Origin of the sequence: Pandoraea sp. E26, assembly GCF_000681415.1 — a bacterium.
GTDB classification, from domain to species: domain Bacteria; phylum Pseudomonadota; class Gammaproteobacteria; order Burkholderiales; family Burkholderiaceae; genus Pandoraea; species Pandoraea pnomenusa.
Map to the genome: position 1 here is coordinate 108,475 of NZ_AYXJ01000002.1, position 18,321 is coordinate 126,795.

The window sequence follows — 18,321 nt, forward strand, 5'->3', positions numbered from 1 at the left end:
TCATCTGGAAGATGATGTACCATCAGTGTGTGGTGTTTTGAGTATATTTCTTTGCCGGGTATTTCACATGGCGCCATCGGCCGACATGCCGGACTCGCGCACGCAGTCGGAGAGCTTCTCCCTGGCGAACATGGTGCCGCAGAACAGCGAGAACAACCGCTACCTGTGGGCCGGCATCGAATCGAGCGTGCGCAAGCTGGCGCAGGATCGCGGTGAGCTGTACGTGATCACCGGACCCCTCTTCAAGGGCAAGACGATCACGCAGGTCGGTGATCGCGTGATGGTACCCACGCAGTTGTACAAGGTCGTCTACGATCCGAAGCGAAAGCAGGCGGGGGCCTATCTTGTCGCGAACGAGGCGACAGGCGACTATTCGGTCGTGAGCGTGGCCGAACTCGAGAAGATCGCCGGTATCGACTTTTTCCCGGGTATGGCGGCAGACGTGAAGGCCACTGCCATGACGTTGCCCAGGCCGAAGGCCGCTGGCGGCAAGCGCAAGCGCGATCCGGAGGTGCCGTCGTACCGCGAAGTGCAGACGGTGCTCGATTTCCTGCGTACGATCATCCGCTAAGCGCTGCCGTGGCCGCCTCGCCACCGCGACTCCATCTCGGGTCGGGGGGCAGGCGCCTCGTCCACCTTTCTCCCAACGATTCAGGAGCCCCCCAATGTCCGCATCGTCTCCCGCCAACCCGTCATCCACGCAGCGTGTCCCCGACGTCGCGTTGGTCGCCTTCGTCCCCTTCGCCAACGAGTCCGACGCGCTCACGCTTGGCGAACTGAACGTGGAAAATCACACGGACCACATTGCCCTTTTCGGCAACCTGGAGATTCGCCGCGACGTCGAAGGCCTGCGCCAGGCCCAGGCGCTCAAGGCCGTGCTCGATGCCGTCGTGGCATCGCTCGCGGGCGCCGAGCTGACGACGCCGACGCTGGCCACGGACAGCACAACGGCGCGGCAGGTCCAAAACCCATTCGAATCCTGAGTCGAACGGGAAGGGGGCGCCCCGGCCCCCGGATTTACCCGAGATTTGTCGTAAAACCCAAAAATCGATGTTGCGCCGCACGACGCGATCGCCGCCGCGTCGCGCCACCGTTGTCCGCGCCGCAAATGCGCATGTTCTCGTCCGGTCGCGTCTGCGACAACGTTCCCTCTGTCGCACCCTGAAAAATTACGTATGCGAGCGTCCATGCGGGTTGCGCGACAACTTGTCGCACCTGCGACATTCTGTCGCATTGACAGGGTCCGACAAAAATCGCGAATCGCGTCACCTTGTCGGTTTTCTTCTTGCCGACGACTTGTTTCGCAATTGCCGCGAATGTGTGATCCGGCATGCCGCGACGCACCACGGATGAGGGGTTTACGGCTGTCCGACAAAGCGCATACTAGCCCTGCGTCTCGTCGATTCCGATAGCGAGAGTCGATGACCGGCAAGGCTACGAACACTAAACAACGCGAGGTAACATATGCACATCCGTTGGAAAAAAGTGTATTCGAGTGGTTGGGGAACGATTCATCACGAAGTACCCCGTTCCCATCGCAGCGCCACTGAGCGCGAGCAGCTCTTTCAACGCCTTTTGGCGATCGCGATCGCTTGCAGCGTCGGCGGTTTCGTCCTTTTGTCTGTCGGCGCGGCCTTCCTGGGACGCTAAAGTCACCGATCTTCCCGATCTTCTTTTTCGTGCGCGGCCCCGCTTACGGCGGGTTGCCGCGCATCGTTGCGCCGCCTGAAATCAGGCTTCCCTTTCGCCGGAAACGCTTGCCGCCGCCCTCCAATGCCGGGCGGTGCGGCCGTCTCGCCGCGTGCCTTCCATCCCCCGATCTAAACGAACGGTCGTGCATTTTTGAAACGTATGGTTACATCTGTATTGCGTTTCGGAAATGCCGGTGTGATTGAATTGGCGTGCCTATGTCGAGGTGGCGGGAATTAAATATCCAGCGCAGCGAGGGCCACATCGCCCGAAAAAATCGGACCAAAGTCATCTACGGCAGCGTTAAGCAAGACGATAACCGTCGTCATTGAAAAGGTTTGTCGTGGTTTGATGGCTGCATTCCGCAAGTTCACGCTATTGCAATTCCGAAAGAATAGTGCGATCTTGAGGCGAAGGCGCAATGTCGGAATTTTGGGTATTTCACCTATCGGAATTTGCCCGGATTGACCCGAATTGTCTTGCGCCTCAAAACTTTCGATAAAGAAGAAAAGAACAGATTGTGCGGGCCGCTTTGATTGTTTTGTGAGGTGCGTCATGGAAATTCGCTGGGAAAAGCTGTACTCGGGCGGATTGGGTCGTTTCTACGACACTTCGGAATCGAGCCGTCGACGGGCGCGGCGCGCGCAGTTGGCGTGGTTCGGCGTGGTCATCGGAATCGGCGTTGCCGTCGGTGCCGTGGCCATCGCCTGGCGCTGGATCTGATGGACCGCATCGGAATTTACCGCTCGGGGATCTCAGGTTGCCTGCTCGCACTCGCGCTTGTCGCGAGCGGGGCGGCGTGCGCGCAGGCGTCGTCGGTGCCGGCGATGCCCACCGAACCGCTGGACGCCTCGGGCCAGCCCTGCGGCGCACTGCGTGCGTTGCCCGCGGACGTGACGCACTATCGTTACGAGGTGACGAACCATTGTGCGCGGAAAGTGACCTTCTTCTGGCGCTGCAATGCGGCGGACACCGAACACACGCTCGACGTACCCGCTCAAGGCCGGCAAACGGCGCAGTGCGTGAAGGCCAGCGGCGCCGCCGGTGAAATCGTCTTCCGATTCGACCCGCCGGGCACCGGCAACTGAGTGTGGCAGCTTGTCCCTTGCGGACATTTCCTTCCATCCGTTCCCACGGTCCCCACCGTTCCGCCCGCGGGTCCGTTCGGTCTGCCGAGTCCGTGCCAAGGCCTCGTGAGCGTCGGTCGGCCGGTCGCCAGCCGGTGCCGGAATGGCTATCATGACGCCATACGGTGCGCCGGCATTCGTCCCGGCGAGTGCGCCGGACCTTCCCAAGGACACGCCCCCCATGAACGATATCGTCACCCCGACCCAGCCGTCGCTCGACACGGCCGCATTGCGCGAGTTCGTCGAGCGCAAATGGAACGATGAAATCCTCCACGCGCTGACCGACTACATTGCCGTGCCGGCCAAGAGCCCCGGCTTCGATGCGGACTGGGCGCGCAACGGCTATATCGACCGGGTGGTGCGCGATGCCGCGCAGTGGACGGAGCGGCAGCCAGTCAAGGGGCTGACGCTCGAAGTGATCCGTCTCGAAGGCCGTACGCCGGTCATCTTCTTCGAAGCACCGGCAACGCGCTCGGGCAGCAGCGAAACGATCGTGCTCTACGGGCACCTCGACAAGCAACCGGAGTTCGACGGCTGGCGCAAGGATCTCGGCCCGTGGACGCCCAAGTTCGAAGACGGCAAGCTCTACGGCCGTGGTGGCGCCGACGACGGCTACGCCATCTATTCGAGCATTACCGCGCTGGCCGCCCTCGACGCGCAGGGCGTGGCGCGCCCGCGCTGCGTCGGTCTCATCGAGACGTGCGAAGAGTCAGGCAGCTACGATCTGCTGCCATACGTCGACGCGCTGCGCGACCGGCTCGGGCGTGTGGGACTGGTCGTGTGCCTCGATTCTGGCGCCGGCAACTACGATCAGTTGTGGTTGACCACGTCGTTGCGTGGCCTGATCTCGGGAAGTCTTGAGGTGCAGGTGCTCGACGAGGGGATTCACTCCGGCGGCTATGGCGGTATCGCGCCGTCCAGCTTCCGCATCATGCGCCAGCTGTTCGAGCGCCTGGAGGACGCGGGTAGCGGCACGGTGCTGCCCAAGGGTTTTCACACTGCCATTCCGCTGCAGCGCCTGGATGAAGCCGAGGCGACGGCGCGCATTCTTGGCGACGACGTTTGGAAGAAGCTGCCGTGGGCCTGCGGCCAGGACGGTCTGTCCGTGCTGCCCACCACGACCGATCCCAAGGAAGCGCTGCTCAACTCGACATGGCGCCCGTCGCTGTCGGTCACCGGTGCCGCCGGCATGCCCGCGCTGCCTGACGCGGGCAACGTGCTGCGCCCGCGCACGGCATTCAAGCTCTCGCTGCGGCTGCCGCCGCTGGTTGACGCGGTGCAGGCCGTGAGCGAGCTGAAGTCGCTGCTCGAAGTCGATCCGCCCTACAACGCCAAAGTGACGTTCAAGCCCGACGCCGGCGCGGCCTCCGGCTGGAACGCGCCGGAGGTGGCGCCCTGGCTGTCGTCGGCGCTGAGCGTCGCGTCGCAACGCCATTACGGCGCCGACGTTGCCTTCATCGGGCAGGGCGGCACGATTCCGCTGATGAACACGCTGCAAGCCGGCTTCCCGAGTGCGCAGTTCATGGTGTGCGGCGTGCTCGGGCCGAAGTCGAATGCGCATGGTCCGAACGAGTTCCTGCACGTGCCGTATGCGAAGAAGCTCACGGCGGCCGTGGCGGAGGTCATTGCGCTGGCGCCCTGACGCGTCGCCTCGTCGCGCGCGGGAAGGCGCGCGACGTGGTGCCATCAGAGCCGGTAAGTGGTGTCTGCCATCACTTGCACGCCGCGCATGAAGTCATCGATTGCCATGCTTTCGTGGGGATTGTGGGAACCGTTGGCGTTGCGCACGAACACCATGCCGCTGGGAATGCCAGCGTTGGCGAAGATAGCGGCGTCGTGGCCCGCGCCGCTGGGCACGCGCTCCTGCGGCAGATCCAGCGCACGACACGCGTCGACCAGCAGCGACGACACGTGCGCATCCATGATCGCCGGGGCCGACGACAACCGGCGGTCGAACACGAATTGCACACCGCGGTCGCGCTCGATGGCGCGGCATTCGGTACGCATCAGTTCGTAGAACACGTCGAGCGTGTCGGGACTCTGGCTGCGGACCTCCAGACTGAAATCCACCTTGCCGGGAATGCGCGAGATGGCATGCTCGGCGGGGTCGGTGCCAACGATGCCGGTGGTGACCACGAGATCGATGCCGCGTTCGAGCAGGGCTCGCCAATGCTCGTCGAGTCGCGTGATGAGATCGGCCACGGCGAACATGGCGTCATGCCGCAACCAGCGCGGCACCGCACCCGAGTGTCCCGCCTCGCCGACACACGTCACGCGGTTGTGCCGCACATTTCCCCGAATGCCGGGCACGATCGCCACCGGCATGTCGCGCGCGAGCATCACCGGTCCTTGTTCGATGTGCAGTTCGAGCCACGCCCGGGCGCGCGATGTGTCGAACAGCGTCTGCCCTTCGCGAATGGCCTGCACGTCGGCGCCCGCCTCGGCCATGCATTGGCCGAGCGTGCGTCCGTGCGAGCGATGCGTCATGGCGAGATCCGCCTCGCTCAGCTTGCCGAAGAGCGCGCTCGATCCCATGTAGGCCCGCCCGAACCACGCGCTCTCCTCCCCACGTAAGGCGAGCACGCGTACCGGCGTGGACGTGGGGCGCTGCGCCTGTCGTTGATCCACAAGACACAGCAGGCCGGCGACGATGCCGGCCAGACCGTCGTAGTTGCCGCCCTGCGGCACGGAGTCGAGGTGCGAGCCGATCCAGGTGGCCGGCGCCTGGCCATCGTCGTCGGGAAGGGTGAACACCAGGTTGGCGCCCCGGTCGCGCGAGACTGTCAGCCCCTGATGACCCGCCCATTCCGTCAGATAGGAAGCCGCCGCCGTCTCGCCTTCGCCGTAGCTGTCGCGAGTGATGCCGACGCCGTCGTCGCCCAGGCGGCGAAGGTCGTCGAAGAGTTGCTCGGCCATCGGGGCCAGCGCGTTGAGTTCCATGAGTATGCTTCTTGTCGCGACCGGAGCCGCTGGGGTTGCGTATTTCGTTGCGTAGGTCGTTGCGGATGTCGCTCCGCGTTTTGCGTGTCGCGTGCTGTGCGTCAAGCCGCACGCGTGCCCTTCGTTTCAGCCCGACTGTTGCGCGAAGCGCAGCCAGCGATCGGTCAGTTGTGCGTCGAGCGCCACGGCGCCGGTGAGCGAGGCGATGGTCTCGACGCCCTGCGCGTTGCAGTACGCGTCGAGACCGTCGACGATGCGTCCCATCACGGCAGGATCGCGAAACGACGCGGTGCCCACCTGCACGGCGGTGGCGCCGGCGAGCATGAACTCGACGGCATCGTCCGCCGTTTCGATGCCGCCGCATCCGATGATCGGAATCCGCACCGCACGGTGGCATTGGTGCACGAGTCGTATCGCGAGCGGTTTGATCGCCGGCCCGGACAGGCCGCCCATGACGTTGCCGAGCTTGGGCTTGCGAGTGCGCACGTCGATCGCCATGCCGAGCACGGTGTTGCCCATGACGATGGCGTCGGCACCGGCATCTTCCGCGGCGCGCGCGATGAGCGCGATCTGACCGGCGTTCGGCGTGAGCTTGACCCAAAGCGGGTGCGTGGTGCGTCGACGAATCGCGCTCACCGCCTTGTACGTCGTCTCCGGCTGCATGGCGAAGGCCATGCCGTCGGCCTCCAGGTTCGGGCACGAAATGTTCGCTTCGATGGCCGCCACTTCCGGCAGCGACAACGTCGCGCACGCCTGCCCGAACGATTCAGCCGTGTCGGCGGAGACCGACACCACAACGGGGGTGTCGAAGCGGGTGTAGGCGGGCAGCACGTCGCGCCGGTAGACGTCCAGCCCCTTGCTCGGAATGCCGATGGAGTTGAGCATGCCGCTGGCGGTCTCGGCCACGCGGGGCGTCGGATTGCCCGCCCGCGTGGCGGGCGAGACACTCTTGATCACCAGCGCGCCGAGGCGATCGAGATCGAGGGCTTCGGCGTATTCGACTGCAAAGCAGCCCGATGCGGGCATCACGGGATTGCGCAGCGTCAGCGCACCGATACGGACGGAAAGATCAGCCAAAGTCCACCTCCCCGACCACGTCGCGAATGGGAAACACGGGGCCTTCGCGACACACGCGAAGGAATTGCTTTTCGCCGTCGCAATCGAACAGGCGCACGCACGACAGACAGACGCCCATGCCGCACGCCATGCGCTGCTCCATGGCGACTTCGCCCTTGATGTGCGGATGCTCGGCAAGCACGCGCTGGAGCAGCATCAGCAAGCGATGCGAGCCGCAGGTGTAGACGGCGTCGTGCGGTGCCGCGTCGAGCAGGGCGCGCACGCGGGGCTCGAGCGCTTCGACGCTGGAAGAACCGTCGCTGTCGAAGACGCAGTGCACGTCGGCCAGTTCGCGGGCCTGCGGCGAACGCAGGAATTCGTCGCGCATCAGATCGGCTTCGCTGCGCGCGGACATCACGACGGTCAGCCGGAGTCCGGCCGCCGCGGCGCGCTGCACGAGCGGCGCCATCGTGGCGAGCCCCACGCCCCGTGCGACGAACATCACGCGTTGCCACGCGGTGTCGAGCGAGAAGGTGTTGCCGAGCGAGCCGACGATATCGAGCGTGGCGCCCTCGGCGAGTGTGGCGAGCGCGCGTGTGCCCACGCCGGTCACGTTGTACAGGAACTCGATGGTGTCCGGTTCCGGGCCCGTGCCGTACACGCTCATGGGGCGCGGCAGGAACGGCGCCTCGCTGTCGGTCACCGGGCACTTGAGCTGATAAAACTGTCCGGGCTGCGTGGTGAGCGCGACGGGGGCATCGGCCTGCAGGCGCAGATAGCGATAGCGGGCGTTCACGGCGCGATGACTCAGCACGCGGCAGCGATGTGTCGCGACCGTGGGCGTGCGGCAAACCGCATCATGCATAACGTTCATTCGAGTTCGACGCCTTTGAGTTCGGGAATGAGAAAGCGCGTGGCGAGCATGTCGAGCACATAGAGGCTCGCGAGCAGCGCAATGGCGATCTGGAAGGAATAGCGTGCGGCAAGGGCGCCGACGACCACGGGACCCAGGCCGCCGATGGCGCGACCGATGTTCCACAGCACATTCTGTGCCGTGGCCCGAGCGGCGGTCGGGTAGGCCTCGGACATGAGCGTGCCGTAGCCGCCGACCATGCCGTTGACGAACATGCCCATGAGCGCGCCGGCGAAGAGCATGATCGTCGGGTCGGTCAACTGCGAGTAGACGATCACCATCACCACGGCGCCTGCCTGATACAGCAGGAAGGTCGGCCGGCGTCCGATGCGATCGGCCAACTGTCCGAAAACCCATACGCCGAACATCATCCCGATGACCGTGACGGCCGTCCACAGACCGGACTTCGTGAGCGAGAAGCCGAGCTTCTGCGAGAGGAACGTCGGCAGCCAGATCATGATGCCGTAGTAGCCGAAGTTCTGAACCGAGCACAGAATCACGATGCCCAGGCTCACGCGCGTGGTGCGCGCGTCTTTCACGAGCAGACGAAAGGCGTTCGACCCGCCGGTCTTCGGTGCTTTGTCACGTTGCACAAAGACTTCCGGTTCGTGCAGCTTGTTGCGCAGCACCCAGGCCACGAGCGCGGGCAGCACGCCCACGACAAACATGCCGCGCCAGCCGATATGCATGAGCAGCAATGGCGTGAGCAGCGCGGCCGCGAGCACCCCGGTCTGCCAGCCGAGCGCCACGTACGACGAGACGCGCGCACGCTTGGCCGCCGGCCAGGCCTCTGCCGCCAGTGCCATGCCGATGCCGAATTCCCCACCGAGCCCGATGCCCGCGATCGTGCGGTACATCAGCAGGTCCCAGAAGCCCTGCGCGAGCGCGCACAGTCCCGTGAATACCGCGAACAGCAGTATCGTCCAGGTCAGCATGCGCACGCGGCCGTAACGGTCCGACAGCGCACCGAAGAGGATGCCGCCCGCCACGGCGCCGATGAGCGTCCACGTCACCAGCGCACCGGCCTGACCGGGCGACAACTGAAGCCCGGCGGTGATGGCGGGCAGCATGAAGCCCAGGATCAGCAGATCGAAGCCGTCCATCGCGTAGCCGATGGCCGAGCCGGCGAGCGCCTTCCATGCATAAGGGGTGACGGTGTCGTCGGACGCGGCAACCGCACGTTGCGCCCTCGGTGTGTTCAGGTTGGCTTCCATGATCGGTTCCTGTGAGGGGGGGGGGGCGGCGAATCAACGCAGCGCCCGTGGCCCCGCGAGTTTCGTCCGATTGTCTAATTTTTTAGACTGTCGAGATAAAAAAATACCCGGATCGGTGTGTCGGCCGCATCGTACGTCAGGCGTGGACGTCGGCCGTCGACTGGGCGGCAAAGTCGTTGAGCGCTTCGAGGAAGCGGGCGTCGGATGCCGATGCGGCGTCGCGAAGCGTTGTGGCGTGTGCCTTGGTACCGGTCAGGAATGCCTGGAATGTCTCGCCGTTGACGGCAACACCCGATTGACGTTCCGCAAACGTTTGCGCGGCCTGGGCGAGCAACAGCAGGGCGGCGGATTCGCGCGTGGCGGTGCGTGAGGCAGTCAGGCAACGCGCGGCGAAGTCTTCGATGTCGGACAAACCGACGGTGTCGCGCTGTAGCCAGGCGCAGGCGAGTTGCAGATCCATCATGCTCTCCTTTGTCTAAATATTTAGACTAAACGAACCGGGCAGGGCAGGCAAGACGAAAATTATCGGGTCATACCCTGATGGCGAGGTGCGGCGGCGGCCGTCGTTTCTGGCGTGGATGCGCCGCCGGCGCGGGTGCGGCAAGCGCTCCGGGCGAGCGGCGTCGCCCGGGCGCGGTGACTTAGAACTTCATGCGCAGGCCGGCGCCGTAGGTCTGCCCGGTCGACATGTCGCTCATGTGGTCGTACTTGTAGGCGGCATAGATGTCGGTGCGCTTGGACAGCGGATAGTCATAGCCGAGCGCCCACGTGGTGCGGCGCTGGTTGTCGCCCGAACCGTTCGATCCCGTGTACGCAACCGACGCTAGCACGCTGCCGCGCCCGAGCGGCACCGATGCGCCCAACTGCCCCGTATTGGCGTGGAAGTTGCCGCTGGCGGCCTGGCTCGCCACGAGCATGTACTGGGCGAACACCTTCACCACGGCGAAGTCGTACGACAGGCCGAGTTGCGCCGTGTTCTGGTTCGTCAGCCCGGTCACGCCCGGCAACTGCGAGCCGAAGTCGCCCGGCGTGGCGCTGAAGTTGACGTACTGATAGTTGAACGCGGCGGCGAACGGACCGTTGCTGTAGTTGAGCGCGGCGCCCCATTTCTTCGCGCTGTGGTCGGCCGCACTATTGCCGGTGGCATACAGCAGCGTGCCGGTCAGGCCCGCGAATGCCGGCGAGGTGTACGCAATCGCGTTGTTCCAGGCCGAGTCCCCCACCACGCCTTGCGTCCCCAGACCCTTGTAGGTGTGGAAGATCATCGGCGAGAACGTGTACGAGTTGTTGAACGGGTTGAACTGGATGGTCGCGAGGTAGAGCGGCGTGGTGATGCGGCCAAGGCGAAGCGTGCCGGCGCCGTTCGACAGACCGACGTAGGCGTTGCGCGAGAAGAAACTGTCTCCCGCGAAGCGGCCGTAAGTGCCATTGTTCGGCTGGAAGTAGCTCTCGATCACGAAGAGCGCGTGGTTGCCGCCGCCAAGATCCTCATTGCCCGACAGACCCCAGAACGACGTGGTCATGCCGCCGCCTTGCTGCACCACGGCCGCATTCCCGCCCGGATTCTTGACAGAGCCGACGTAAGCGTCGGCCAGACCGTAGAAATTCACACTCGATTGGGCGTGCGCGGCAGGCGCGAGTACCGCAGCGCTCAGCGCCGCGGCGCCAGCCAGTTTGTGCCAGGTGTTCATCATTCCCTCTTTGTTTGTATAAATTTGTGGACGGCGCGCAGACTATCACTGTCGGCGCTTGCGGTCACCCGTTGGCCCCCCATTACGGGGCGGGCGCATGCCCACGAGACAGTCAGACGCATCCCACCGGGGGGGGCGCGTGCATCGGATCGTGCCAATGTCTAAAAAAATAGACAATCGGAAAAATATTCCGCGTGCCGAAATCGACACAGTTGCCAGGCGTTGCGCACCGGTGTGCTTGGGGCGCCCCGGCGAGGGGGCGGCATCGAACGTGCGCCGACCCGCGGCCGAGCGCCCGTCGAGCGCGCATCCGCGGGGCACCGCACGAGGGCGGGACGACGGTCGAGCGAGGGCCGAAGGGTCGGCGGCCACCGGTATAATCCCGGCACTGCGATGCGGGCGCGGCACGATTGGCCGGGTCTCGCGCGGGCAACTGACAGGGGGCGATTTGAATCGAGCAGCGGCAGCAACTCATGCATCGCGGGCGCCGAGAGGCGCGCGTTTCAATTTCCGGGCCATTGGAGAGCGCCTGCGCGCGTACCGTCTGGCGGCGGAGTTACGCAGTGAGGATGTGGCGGAGCAGCTCGATATCTCGCGCGCGGCCATCTACAAGCTGGAGCGCGGCGAGATCGTGAAAATCGACACGCTCGAGCGGCTCGCGGCGCTGCTGGGTGTATCGCTGGCGAATCTGCTGGGCGTGGAAGTCGAATATCACGACTCGGCCGTGAGCTACTTCGAACGCATGCGCCAGCTCGAGAGCCGCTCCGATCGCATCGTCGCGCACTTCGACCCGATTTCGTTTCTGCTGACCTCGGACGACTACGACGTCTGGCTGCGGCACATGCTCGACGAAAGCATTCCGCCCACGCTTGCGGACAAGCACTGGAGCAACACCATCGATCGTGTGCTCGGCATTCTGCAGGAGCGCAAGTCGAGTTTTTCGCGTCAGCGGCTGGCCGTGACCAGTCTCATCGGCCTGCGGCAGATCGAGCAGTTCCTGCATCATGGCCTGGTAGGGCGTCTGGGGCTGCCGCCGGGCGTGCAGCTCGAACGCAAGATGGCGGCGCGGCGCGAAGTCGCGCGTATTGTCGAGTTTCTCGAGGCCGATACCACGGGTGTGCAGATCGGCATCGTGAGCGACAACATGCCCAACGAGACATTCCAGATTTTCGAAGCCCAGGGCGAAGCCTATGTGGCGGTCTCGCCGTTCCGTCTCGGTGAGTTGCCGAATCTGCGTACTGGCATCGCGACGATCACGACGTCGCCCGACGGCGTTGGCATGTACCGCGCGATGATCGATCGGCTTTGGGCCGATTCGGCCAAGGGCAAGGAAGGTGCTGCGTTGCTCGGCCAATTGCTCGCACGGTTCTGATATACGGTCGGTGCCGCTGTCATTGTCATCCCCGTCTTGATTCCCTGGCGGGCCGCGCGATGCGGCGGGTGCGCGGCCAGCCACGCGCCCAGCGTGCGGGAAAGGGATGAGCCTGTGCCACAAAGCGAAATCTCCCGACACAATCGACATACCGCGTGCGCCATGCCCTCTAGTCTCCCTGCGCCTGAAGACCGTTCGGTCTGGCGACAAGGAGATCACTCATATGGGATTGGCTCGGTTGTTTTCACCGCGCGCGTGCGCGCCCGTCGTATTACAAGCTTTTCATTCGAAGTCGCCGGAGGTGCACGACAGCTTCGGCAGTGATTTTCAACGGCTTGGCGGGGTGCCAGGCGCGCTTGGCAATGCGCGTGCATGGCGCAACTGTCCGTCGCGCTCGCGCGTCGAGATCGCCGGCACGTCGCAGGTGACGTTCAACGCGTGGCTGCTCGACTCGTCTCGCGACATTCAGGCGGTGCGCAATCTGGCGGGCGCATCGCGCGATGCGCGCAGTCACCTCAAGGCGTGGCGCACTTCGTATCTTGCGGCCGCCGACGTCGATCGGGCATTCGAGACGGCGAGATACGAGGCGCTCAGCGGCATCGCGCGCGGGGAGGTGCCCGAGGACGTGCCTCGACTACGACGCTTCGACATGGCGGCTTACGGCGTGCAGGCGGCATCGGTGGCGGGCATCGGGCAACTGATCGCCGAACTCGATGCGGCGCTGGGCGACGCGGTGAACCATCCGCTGGCGCCACGCTTGAACCTGGTGCGTGAAGACCTGTCCCGGCTGCGCGACGAAATGACCGCCTTCACCACGAAATCGCTGAACAATAAGCTCACTCAAATCGCGTACGACCGCCGGGATCTGTTCCTGCTCAACGAGATGGCCCGCGAGGCGGAAAAGGAGCGCGCTCGTGGCGGGGCCGATGTGCCGCTGCGCCTGGCATTTCGCGGTGACCGATGCGTATTGAAGCCGGCGAAGTCGCGTGCCTGGCTGGCAAGCGGGACGCATCGCGCGAAACGCGAAGCCGGCAATCTGGCGATGCTGATCGGTCTGCCGACGGGCGCGGCCGTCACGCTCAATACGCTGCGTGCCCGCGGCTTCGGATGCCACGAAAACACCGTCGTGCTCAACGATGCGAAATCGGCGTACGCCGCGGCGGGCGATCACACTTCATGGTTTTTCAACCGCATCCGGGAGATGGAGCGGAGCCGGCAGCAGGCGAACGAGGTTCTCTCGCAGATGCGAAGCACAGCGACGTCGGCGTTACCACCCGCATACACCGTGCCCAAGGGGATCGTCGAAGGCGTGGTCGACGACGACTTGCAGCGCGTGCCGCCGATGTCGGCGCGCGCTTCGGAGTGGCATGCCGGTCTGGCGACGGTAAGGCGGGCGAGTGCCGCGCCGGACGATGCCTCGTATCGGCGCAGTCCGAGCGTGGACGATGCGGCGTCGGAACGGCGCGGGGCCGGGCATCGGAGCGAGCGCCGGACTGAGGCGCGAGGGCGGAAGCCCGTGGCGTCGCCGCAGCCGGTGTTCGGGCCGGACCGTGCGACGCGCCTGCACCGGCGCGCGCCGGTCGATGTCATCCCGGAGCTCCGGGAGGAGGGCGACGACGCATCGTCGACGTCCAGTCTCTCGTTGCGATCGGGCGTGACGTCGGTCTATTCCGCATCGCCGGGGTCTCGTCCGGCGTCAAGCACGCGCTTCGGGTTCGATACGGTGGATGCGGGCGCGCCGCAGTCGCATGACGGGGCCTACGGCGGGCGCCTGGATCGATTCAACGAGCAGGTGGAACAAGTGATGGCGTGGCACCGCGCCGGCGCGCACCCGCGCACCAGCCCGAGGCCGTCGGTGGCGGTGCCCGTCGTGCTCTCGCGGCGCGGGTCGACCCCGCCGCCGTTGCCGAAATCGCCGCCGCCGGATTCACCGAACTCGCTGAATCCCCCTGGCAAGCCCAACGAGCCATCCGACGTCTGACCGGCATTCGCCGGGCGCCGGGCCGCCTCCCGCCGCGAGGTGGGGACGGCCCGATTTCCGTCCGCACGTCGGTGGCCGGCATTCCTGACTTTCCGTCGCGAACATGACCCCGCACGTTTCGTCTTCCAAAACGCTTCATGCGCGCGTGATAGTAAATATTTTAATTATCCGCAAGCCTTTTTAATCAATGCGTTGCGCAATTTGCGCAACGATCTCTGGCTTTGCCATGTAGGGAACTTGTCAGTAGAATGGCCGCGTTAAATGCGCTACGCGAGGTGAATAGCCTGTCAGGTTTTCCTCACGCATGGCGAGCCATCGCTTGACTGTCATGCGTGATTCGTCCCCCCAAAAACGGAGAACTCCATGTCACAGGACAAGGAACCGCGCCGGCGCTTTTTGCGCCAGGTGCTGGCGATCGTGCCTGCCACGACCCTCGCCACCGGTGCGACGCTTACGCAGTCCGCCTGTAGCGGCGACAAACCCGCTGCCCCCGCCGCCTCCAACGCATCCTACGAGCCCAAGTACTTCACCGCCGACGAATGGCGTTTCGTGAACGCGGCCGTCGATCGGCTCATTCCCGCCGACGAGCTCGGCCCGGGCGCGCTGCAGGCCGACGTGCCGCAGTTCATCGATCGCCAGATGGAGACCCCGTTCGGTCACGGCAAGCTCTGGTACATGCAGGGGCCGTTCCATACCGATCAGCCGCCCGAGATGGGTTACCAACTGAGTCTCGTGCCGCGCGACATCTACCGCCACGGCATTGCGGCATGCGACGCCTACTGCAAGAAGCAGTTCAACAAGGCGTTCGCCGATCTCGATCACGCCACGCAGGAGGCCGTGCTCGGCGATATGGAGCACGCGAAGATCGAATTCGAAAGCGTGCCCGCGCGCACGTTCTTCTCGTATCTGCTGGCCAACACCAAGGAGGGCTTCCTCTCGGACCCGATCCATGGCGGCAACAAGGACATGGTCGGCTGGAAGCTGGTGGGCTTTCCCGGCGCGCGCGCCGACTTCATGGACTGGGTGGATCAGCCCAACGTCAAGTACCCGTACGGGCCCGTGTCGATTTCCGGAAAGCGGGGCTAAACCATGGCAATCAAGAAAGACAAGGTCGATGCCGTCATCGTGGGCTTCGGCTGGACCGGGGCGATCCTCGGCCAGGAGCTCACAGATGCCGGGCTGAACGTGGTGGCGCTCGAGCGCGGCGCGATGCGCGACACGCCGACTGACGCGCAATATCCGAAGGTGATCGACGAACTCGAATACTCGGTGCGCGGCAAGCTGTTCCAGGAACTGGCGCGCGAGACGGTCACGATTCGTCACACGCCGGATGACCTGGCCGTGCCCTACCGTCAGAACGGTTCGTTCCTGTTGGGCAATGGCGTGGGTGGCGCGGGTTTCCATTGGAACGGCATGCATTACCGGATCCTGCCCGAAGAGCTCAAGTTGCGCAGCCACTACGAAGAGCGCTACGGGAAGAAGTTCATCCCCGAAGGCATGACGATTCAGGACTTCGGTGTGACCTACGAGGAACTCGAGCCGCATTTCGACTTTGCCGAGAAAGTGTTCGGCACGTCGGGCAAGGCCGGCAACCTGAACGGCAAGATCGTCCCGGGCGGCAACCCGCGCGAAGGGGCTCGCTCGAGCGAATATCCGACGCCGCCGCTGCAGAATACCTATGGCGCCACGCTGTTCGAGAAGGCAGCACGCGAAGTCGGCTTCAACCCCTATCCCGCACCCGCGGCCAATACCTCCCAGCCCTACACGAACCCGTACGGCGTGCGCCTCGGGCCGTGCAATTTCTGCGGCTTCTGCGAGAACTACGGCTGCTACATGTATTCGAAGGCCTCGCCGCAGACGACCATCCTGCCGGTGCTGCTCAAGAAGCCCAACTTCGAATTGCGCCCGCATTCGTACGTCGTGAAGGTCAATCTCGACAGTGAGGGCAAGAAGGCCACGGGGGTGACGTACATCGATGCGCAGGGCCGCGAGGTCGAGCAACCCGCGGACATCGTCATCATGGCCGCGTACCAGTTGCACAACGTGCGGCTGCTGCTGCTCTCGGGCATCGGCAAGCCTTACGACCCGAAGACGGGCGAGGGCGTCGTCGGCAAGAACTACGCCTACCAGATGAACGGCGCCGTGAACGTGCTGCTGCCCAAGGGCACGCAGCTCAATCCGTTCATCGGCACCGGCGCGGGCGGCGTGTCGATGGACGACCTCAACGGCGACCAGTTCGATCACGGTCCGCTAGGCTTCATCGGCGGTGCGAGCATCCGCCACGTGCGCTACGGTGGCCGACCCATCAAGATGACGCCGACCGTGCCGGGCACGCCCGCGTGGGGCAGCAAGTGGAAGGCCGGCATTGCCGATGCATACCAGCGCTACATGACCATCGGCATTTCCGGGTCGGTCATGTCGTATCGCGACGCCTGTCTCGATCTCGACCCGACGTACAAGGACGCCTACGGCGTGCCGCTGCTGCGCATGACCTTCGACTGGCACGACAACGAGTACGCCATGCTCGGCTACATGGGCGACCGGATGGAGGAAGTCGGCAAGGCCATGAATCCCGAGAAGGTCTTCCGCGCGATTCGCAAGAAAGGCACGCGTTACGACACGCGGATCTATCAGAGCACGCACACGACGGGCGGCGCCATCATGGGCACGAACCCGTCGAACAGCGTGGTCAACAAGTATCTGCAGAGCTGGGACGTGTCGAACGTGTTCGTGATGGGCGCTTCGGCGTTCCCGCAGAACATGGGTTACAACCCCACGGGCGTGGTGGCGGCGCTGGCGTACTGGTCCGCGAAGGCGATTCGCGAGCAGTACCTCAAGAACGCCGGCCCGCTGGTGCAGGCCTGAGGAGCGCCACCATGATCCGCAAAACGATGATGAAACGCTCTGCCGGCGCGCTCACGCTCGGCGCGCTTGCCTTCGCCGCCGCAGCGGTGTGGGCGCAGAATGCCACGCCACCGGCATCGCCGAGTGTGTCGCCGGTGCCGACGCCGTCGGTCGGCGCCTCGGCGGTGACTACCGCGGGCACGCAAGCGCCCGCGGCCAACGATCCGCAGGCGCAGCTCGTCAGGCAGGGCGAATACCTCGCGCGCGCGGCCGACTGCGCAGCGTGCCACACGGCGCCCAAGGGCAAGCCGTTCGCGGGCGGTCTGCCGATTGCCTCGCCCATCGGCACGATCTACTCGACGAACATCACGCCGGACAAGGACACCGGTATCGGCAATTACAGCCTCGAAGACTTCGACAAGGCCGTGCGCCACGGCGTTGCGAAGAACGGCGACACGCTGTATCCGGCCATGCCTTACACCTCGTACGCGAAGGTGCGCCCGGCGGACGTCAAAGCGCTCTATGCGTATTTCATGAGCGGCGTGCAGCCGGTTGCGCAGGCCAACAAGGCAGCGGACATTCCCTGGCCGATGTCCATGCGCTGGCCGCTGTCGATCTGGCGCAAGATGTTCGCGCCGGCCGTCGTCGCCGACGCCGCCTCGACCGATAACGACCCGATTTCGCGCGGACGCTATCTCGTGGAGGGGCTGGGCCACTGCAGTGCCTGCCACACGCCGCGCGGCTTCGCGTTGCAGGAAAAGGCGCTGACCGACGACAGCACCGCATTCCTCTCGGGCGGCGTGGTCGACAACTTCCTCGCGAAGAACCTTCGCGGCGATGTGACCGACGGGCTGGGCAACTGGTCCGAGGGCGACATCACGGCGTTCCTCAAGGGCGGGCGCAACGATCACTCGGCCGCGTTCGGCGGCATGACGGACGTCGTGCAGCACAGCACTCAGTACATGAACGACGACGACCTCACGGCTATCGCCAAGTACCTGAAGACGCTCAAGCCTGTCGACCCGAATGCCAAGGCGCTCGCCTACGACGATACCGTGGCCAGGGCCTTGCGCACCGGGACCGACAAGAGCAACGGTGCGTTGACGTTCCTCGATAACTGCGCGGCGTGCCACCGCAGCACGGGCAAGGGGTACACGCAAACGTTCCCGACGCTTGCCTTGAGCTCGACGGTGAATTCGGCCGACCCGACCTCGCTCATCCACATCGTGTTGCGCGGCGGCCAGATGCCGTGGACGAAATCGGCACCGACGCAATATGCGATGCCGGGCTTCGACGACCGCCTGACCGATCAGGACGTGGCGGACGTGCTGACCTTCGTGCGCTCGAGTTGGGGTAACAAGGCGCCGGCCGTGACCGCGGCACAGGTGGCCAAGGTGCGCAAGGACGTCGGCGCCGCCGCGCAGCCGCAGCGTTGACGCCGGGCCGCGCCGCCGGTGATCGGCGGCGCGCAGGATCGGCCTGTGGTGAAATGAA

Annotated in this window: 17 protein-coding genes; 10 read left to right on the plus strand and 7 right to left on the minus strand. The window is 64.9% G+C overall.

The window, feature by feature from the left end:
* The first annotated feature begins 67 nt into the window (after nt 1-67).
* Both W930_RS25460 and W930_RS30630 read left to right on the plus strand, forming a co-directional pair.
* On the plus strand, nt 68-571 hold the full coding sequence (locus W930_RS25460) for a DNA/RNA non-specific endonuclease (RefSeq protein WP_235195470.1): 504 nt from the start codon (nt 68-70) through the stop codon (nt 569-571).
* Nucleotides 572-665: 94 nt separating this feature from the next.
* Nucleotides 666-983 (plus strand): hypothetical protein, encoded by a 318-nt coding sequence (locus tag W930_RS30630; protein ID WP_023596811.1) that lies wholly within the window; start codon nt 666-668, stop codon nt 981-983.
* Nucleotides 984-1,925: 942 nt separating this feature from the next.
* Here W930_RS30630 and W930_RS29980 read toward each other — a convergent pair.
* Nucleotides 1,926-2,246, minus strand: coding sequence for a hypothetical protein (locus W930_RS29980; protein ID WP_145929444.1), 321 nt, complete (start codon nt 2,244-2,246; stop codon nt 1,926-1,928).
* Here W930_RS29980 and W930_RS30340 point away from each other — a divergent pair.
* The 3 genes from W930_RS30340 (at nt 2,245) to W930_RS0100545 (ending at nt 4,458) form a co-directional block, all read left to right on the plus strand.
* Nucleotides 2,245-2,412 carry a hypothetical protein gene (locus W930_RS30340; RefSeq protein ID WP_023596808.1) on the plus strand — a complete coding sequence of 56 codons (168 nt, stop codon included), beginning with the start codon at nt 2,245-2,247 and terminating at the stop codon, nt 2,410-2,412. The genes W930_RS29980 and W930_RS30340 overlap by 2 nt on opposite strands.
* Nucleotides 2,412-2,777: a hypothetical protein gene (locus W930_RS0100540; RefSeq protein ID WP_023596807.1), complete on the plus strand. Its 366-nt coding sequence runs from the start codon at nt 2,412-2,414 to the stop codon at nt 2,775-2,777. Before W930_RS30340 ends, W930_RS0100540 begins: the two co-directional genes overlap by 1 nt.
* Before the next feature lie 220 nt (nt 2,778-2,997).
* Complete coding sequence (locus W930_RS0100545) at nt 2,998-4,458, plus strand: M20 family metallopeptidase (RefSeq protein ID WP_023873655.1); 1,461 nt, start codon at nt 2,998-3,000, stop codon at nt 4,456-4,458.
* Between the two features lie 44 nt (nt 4,459-4,502).
* On the opposite strand, the gene W930_RS0100550 is transcribed toward W930_RS0100545, so the two are convergent.
* From W930_RS0100550 to W930_RS0100575, 6 genes are all read right to left on the minus strand, one after another.
* Complete coding sequence (locus W930_RS0100550; protein WP_023596805.1) at nt 4,503-5,756, minus strand: hydantoinase/carbamoylase family amidase; 1,254 nt, start codon at nt 5,754-5,756, stop codon at nt 4,503-4,505.
* Between the two features lie 126 nt (nt 5,757-5,882).
* The gene (locus W930_RS0100555; protein ID WP_023596804.1) at nt 5,883-6,833 is read right to left on the minus strand and encodes a dihydroorotate dehydrogenase; all 951 of its coding nucleotides are present in this window, start codon (nt 6,831-6,833) and stop codon (nt 5,883-5,885) included.
* A complete protein-coding gene (locus W930_RS0100560; RefSeq protein WP_023873657.1) occupies nt 6,826-7,686 on the minus strand; it encodes a dihydroorotate dehydrogenase electron transfer subunit in 861 nt (286 codons plus the stop codon). The genes W930_RS0100555 and W930_RS0100560 overlap by 8 nt, the downstream gene beginning before the upstream one ends.
* Nucleotides 7,683-8,939, minus strand: coding sequence for an MFS transporter (locus W930_RS0100565; protein WP_023873658.1), 1,257 nt, complete (start codon nt 8,937-8,939; stop codon nt 7,683-7,685). Before W930_RS0100565 ends, W930_RS0100560 begins: the two co-directional genes overlap by 4 nt.
* A gap of 136 nt (nt 8,940-9,075) precedes the next feature.
* Entirely contained in the window at nt 9,076-9,399 is a 324-nt protein-coding gene (locus W930_RS0100570; protein ID WP_023873659.1) for a hypothetical protein, read from the minus strand.
* Between the two features lie 181 nt (nt 9,400-9,580).
* Nucleotides 9,581-10,633, minus strand: coding sequence for a porin (locus W930_RS0100575; RefSeq protein ID WP_023596800.1), 1,053 nt, complete (start codon nt 10,631-10,633; stop codon nt 9,581-9,583).
* Nucleotides 10,634-11,159: 526 nt separating this feature from the next.
* On the opposite strand from W930_RS0100575, the gene W930_RS0100580 reads away from it, so the two are divergent.
* The 5 genes from W930_RS0100580 to W930_RS0100600 all read left to right on the plus strand — a co-directional run bounded on the left by W930_RS0100580 (nt 11,160) and on the right by W930_RS0100600 (nt 18,263).
* Nucleotides 11,160-12,002: a helix-turn-helix domain-containing protein gene (locus W930_RS0100580; protein ID WP_223272210.1), complete on the plus strand. Its 843-nt coding sequence runs from the start codon at nt 11,160-11,162 to the stop codon at nt 12,000-12,002.
* A 301-nt stretch (nt 12,003-12,303) separates the two neighbouring features.
* Nucleotides 12,304-13,983 carry a hypothetical protein gene (locus W930_RS0100585; protein WP_023873662.1) on the plus strand — a complete coding sequence of 560 codons (1,680 nt, stop codon included), beginning with the start codon at nt 12,304-12,306 and terminating at the stop codon, nt 13,981-13,983.
* 363 nt (nt 13,984-14,346) lie between these two features.
* Nucleotides 14,347-15,069: a gluconate 2-dehydrogenase subunit 3 family protein gene (locus W930_RS0100590; RefSeq protein ID WP_023873663.1), complete on the plus strand. Its 723-nt coding sequence runs from the start codon at nt 14,347-14,349 to the stop codon at nt 15,067-15,069.
* Between the two features lie 3 nt (nt 15,070-15,072).
* Entirely contained in the window at nt 15,073-16,848 is a 1,776-nt protein-coding gene (locus W930_RS0100595) for a GMC family oxidoreductase (RefSeq protein ID WP_023596796.1), read from the plus strand.
* 11 nt (nt 16,849-16,859) lie between these two features.
* On the plus strand, nt 16,860-18,263 hold the full coding sequence (locus W930_RS0100600) for a cytochrome c (protein ID WP_025249395.1): 1,404 nt from the start codon (nt 16,860-16,862) through the stop codon (nt 18,261-18,263).
* Nucleotides 18,264-18,321: the final 58 nt, after the last annotated feature.

What these genes read in the sequence shown, in the direction of transcription:
- W930_RS0100550 (WP_023596805.1), bottom strand. Translation starts at nt 5,756, where the DNA reads ATGGAACTCAACGCGCTGGCCCCGATGGCCGAGCAACTCTTCGACGAC.
- W930_RS30340 (WP_023596808.1), top strand. Translation starts at nt 2,245, where the DNA reads ATGGAAATTCGCTGGGAAAAGCTGTACTCGGGCGGATTGGGTCGTTTC.
- W930_RS0100570 (WP_023873659.1), bottom strand. Translation starts at nt 9,399, where the DNA reads ATGGATCTGCAACTCGCCTGCGCCTGGCTACAGCGCGACACCGTCGGT.
- W930_RS0100595 (WP_023596796.1), top strand. Translation starts at nt 15,073, where the DNA reads ATGGCAATCAAGAAAGACAAGGTCGATGCCGTCATCGTGGGCTTCGGC.
- W930_RS29980 (WP_145929444.1), bottom strand. Translation starts at nt 2,246, where the DNA reads ATGACGCACCTCACAAAACAATCAAAGCGGCCCGCACAATCTGTTCTT.
- W930_RS0100575 (WP_023596800.1), bottom strand. Translation starts at nt 10,633, where the DNA reads ATGATGAACACCTGGCACAAACTGGCTGGCGCCGCGGCGCTGAGCGCT.
- W930_RS0100600 (WP_025249395.1), top strand. Translation starts at nt 16,860, where the DNA reads ATGATCCGCAAAACGATGATGAAACGCTCTGCCGGCGCGCTCACGCTC.
- W930_RS0100565 (WP_023873658.1), bottom strand. Translation starts at nt 8,939, where the DNA reads ATGGAAGCCAACCTGAACACACCGAGGGCGCAACGTGCGGTTGCCGCG.
- W930_RS0100545 (WP_023873655.1), top strand. Translation starts at nt 2,998, where the DNA reads ATGAACGATATCGTCACCCCGACCCAGCCGTCGCTCGACACGGCCGCA.
- W930_RS30630 (WP_023596811.1), top strand. Translation starts at nt 666, where the DNA reads ATGTCCGCATCGTCTCCCGCCAACCCGTCATCCACGCAGCGTGTCCCC.
- W930_RS25460 (WP_235195470.1), top strand. Translation starts at nt 68, where the DNA reads ATGGCGCCATCGGCCGACATGCCGGACTCGCGCACGCAGTCGGAGAGC.
- W930_RS0100560 (WP_023873657.1), bottom strand. Translation starts at nt 7,686, where the DNA reads ATGAACGTTATGCATGATGCGGTTTGCCGCACGCCCACGGTCGCGACA.
- W930_RS0100540 (WP_023596807.1), top strand. Translation starts at nt 2,412, where the DNA reads ATGGACCGCATCGGAATTTACCGCTCGGGGATCTCAGGTTGCCTGCTC.
- W930_RS0100590 (WP_023873663.1), top strand. Translation starts at nt 14,347, where the DNA reads ATGTCACAGGACAAGGAACCGCGCCGGCGCTTTTTGCGCCAGGTGCTG.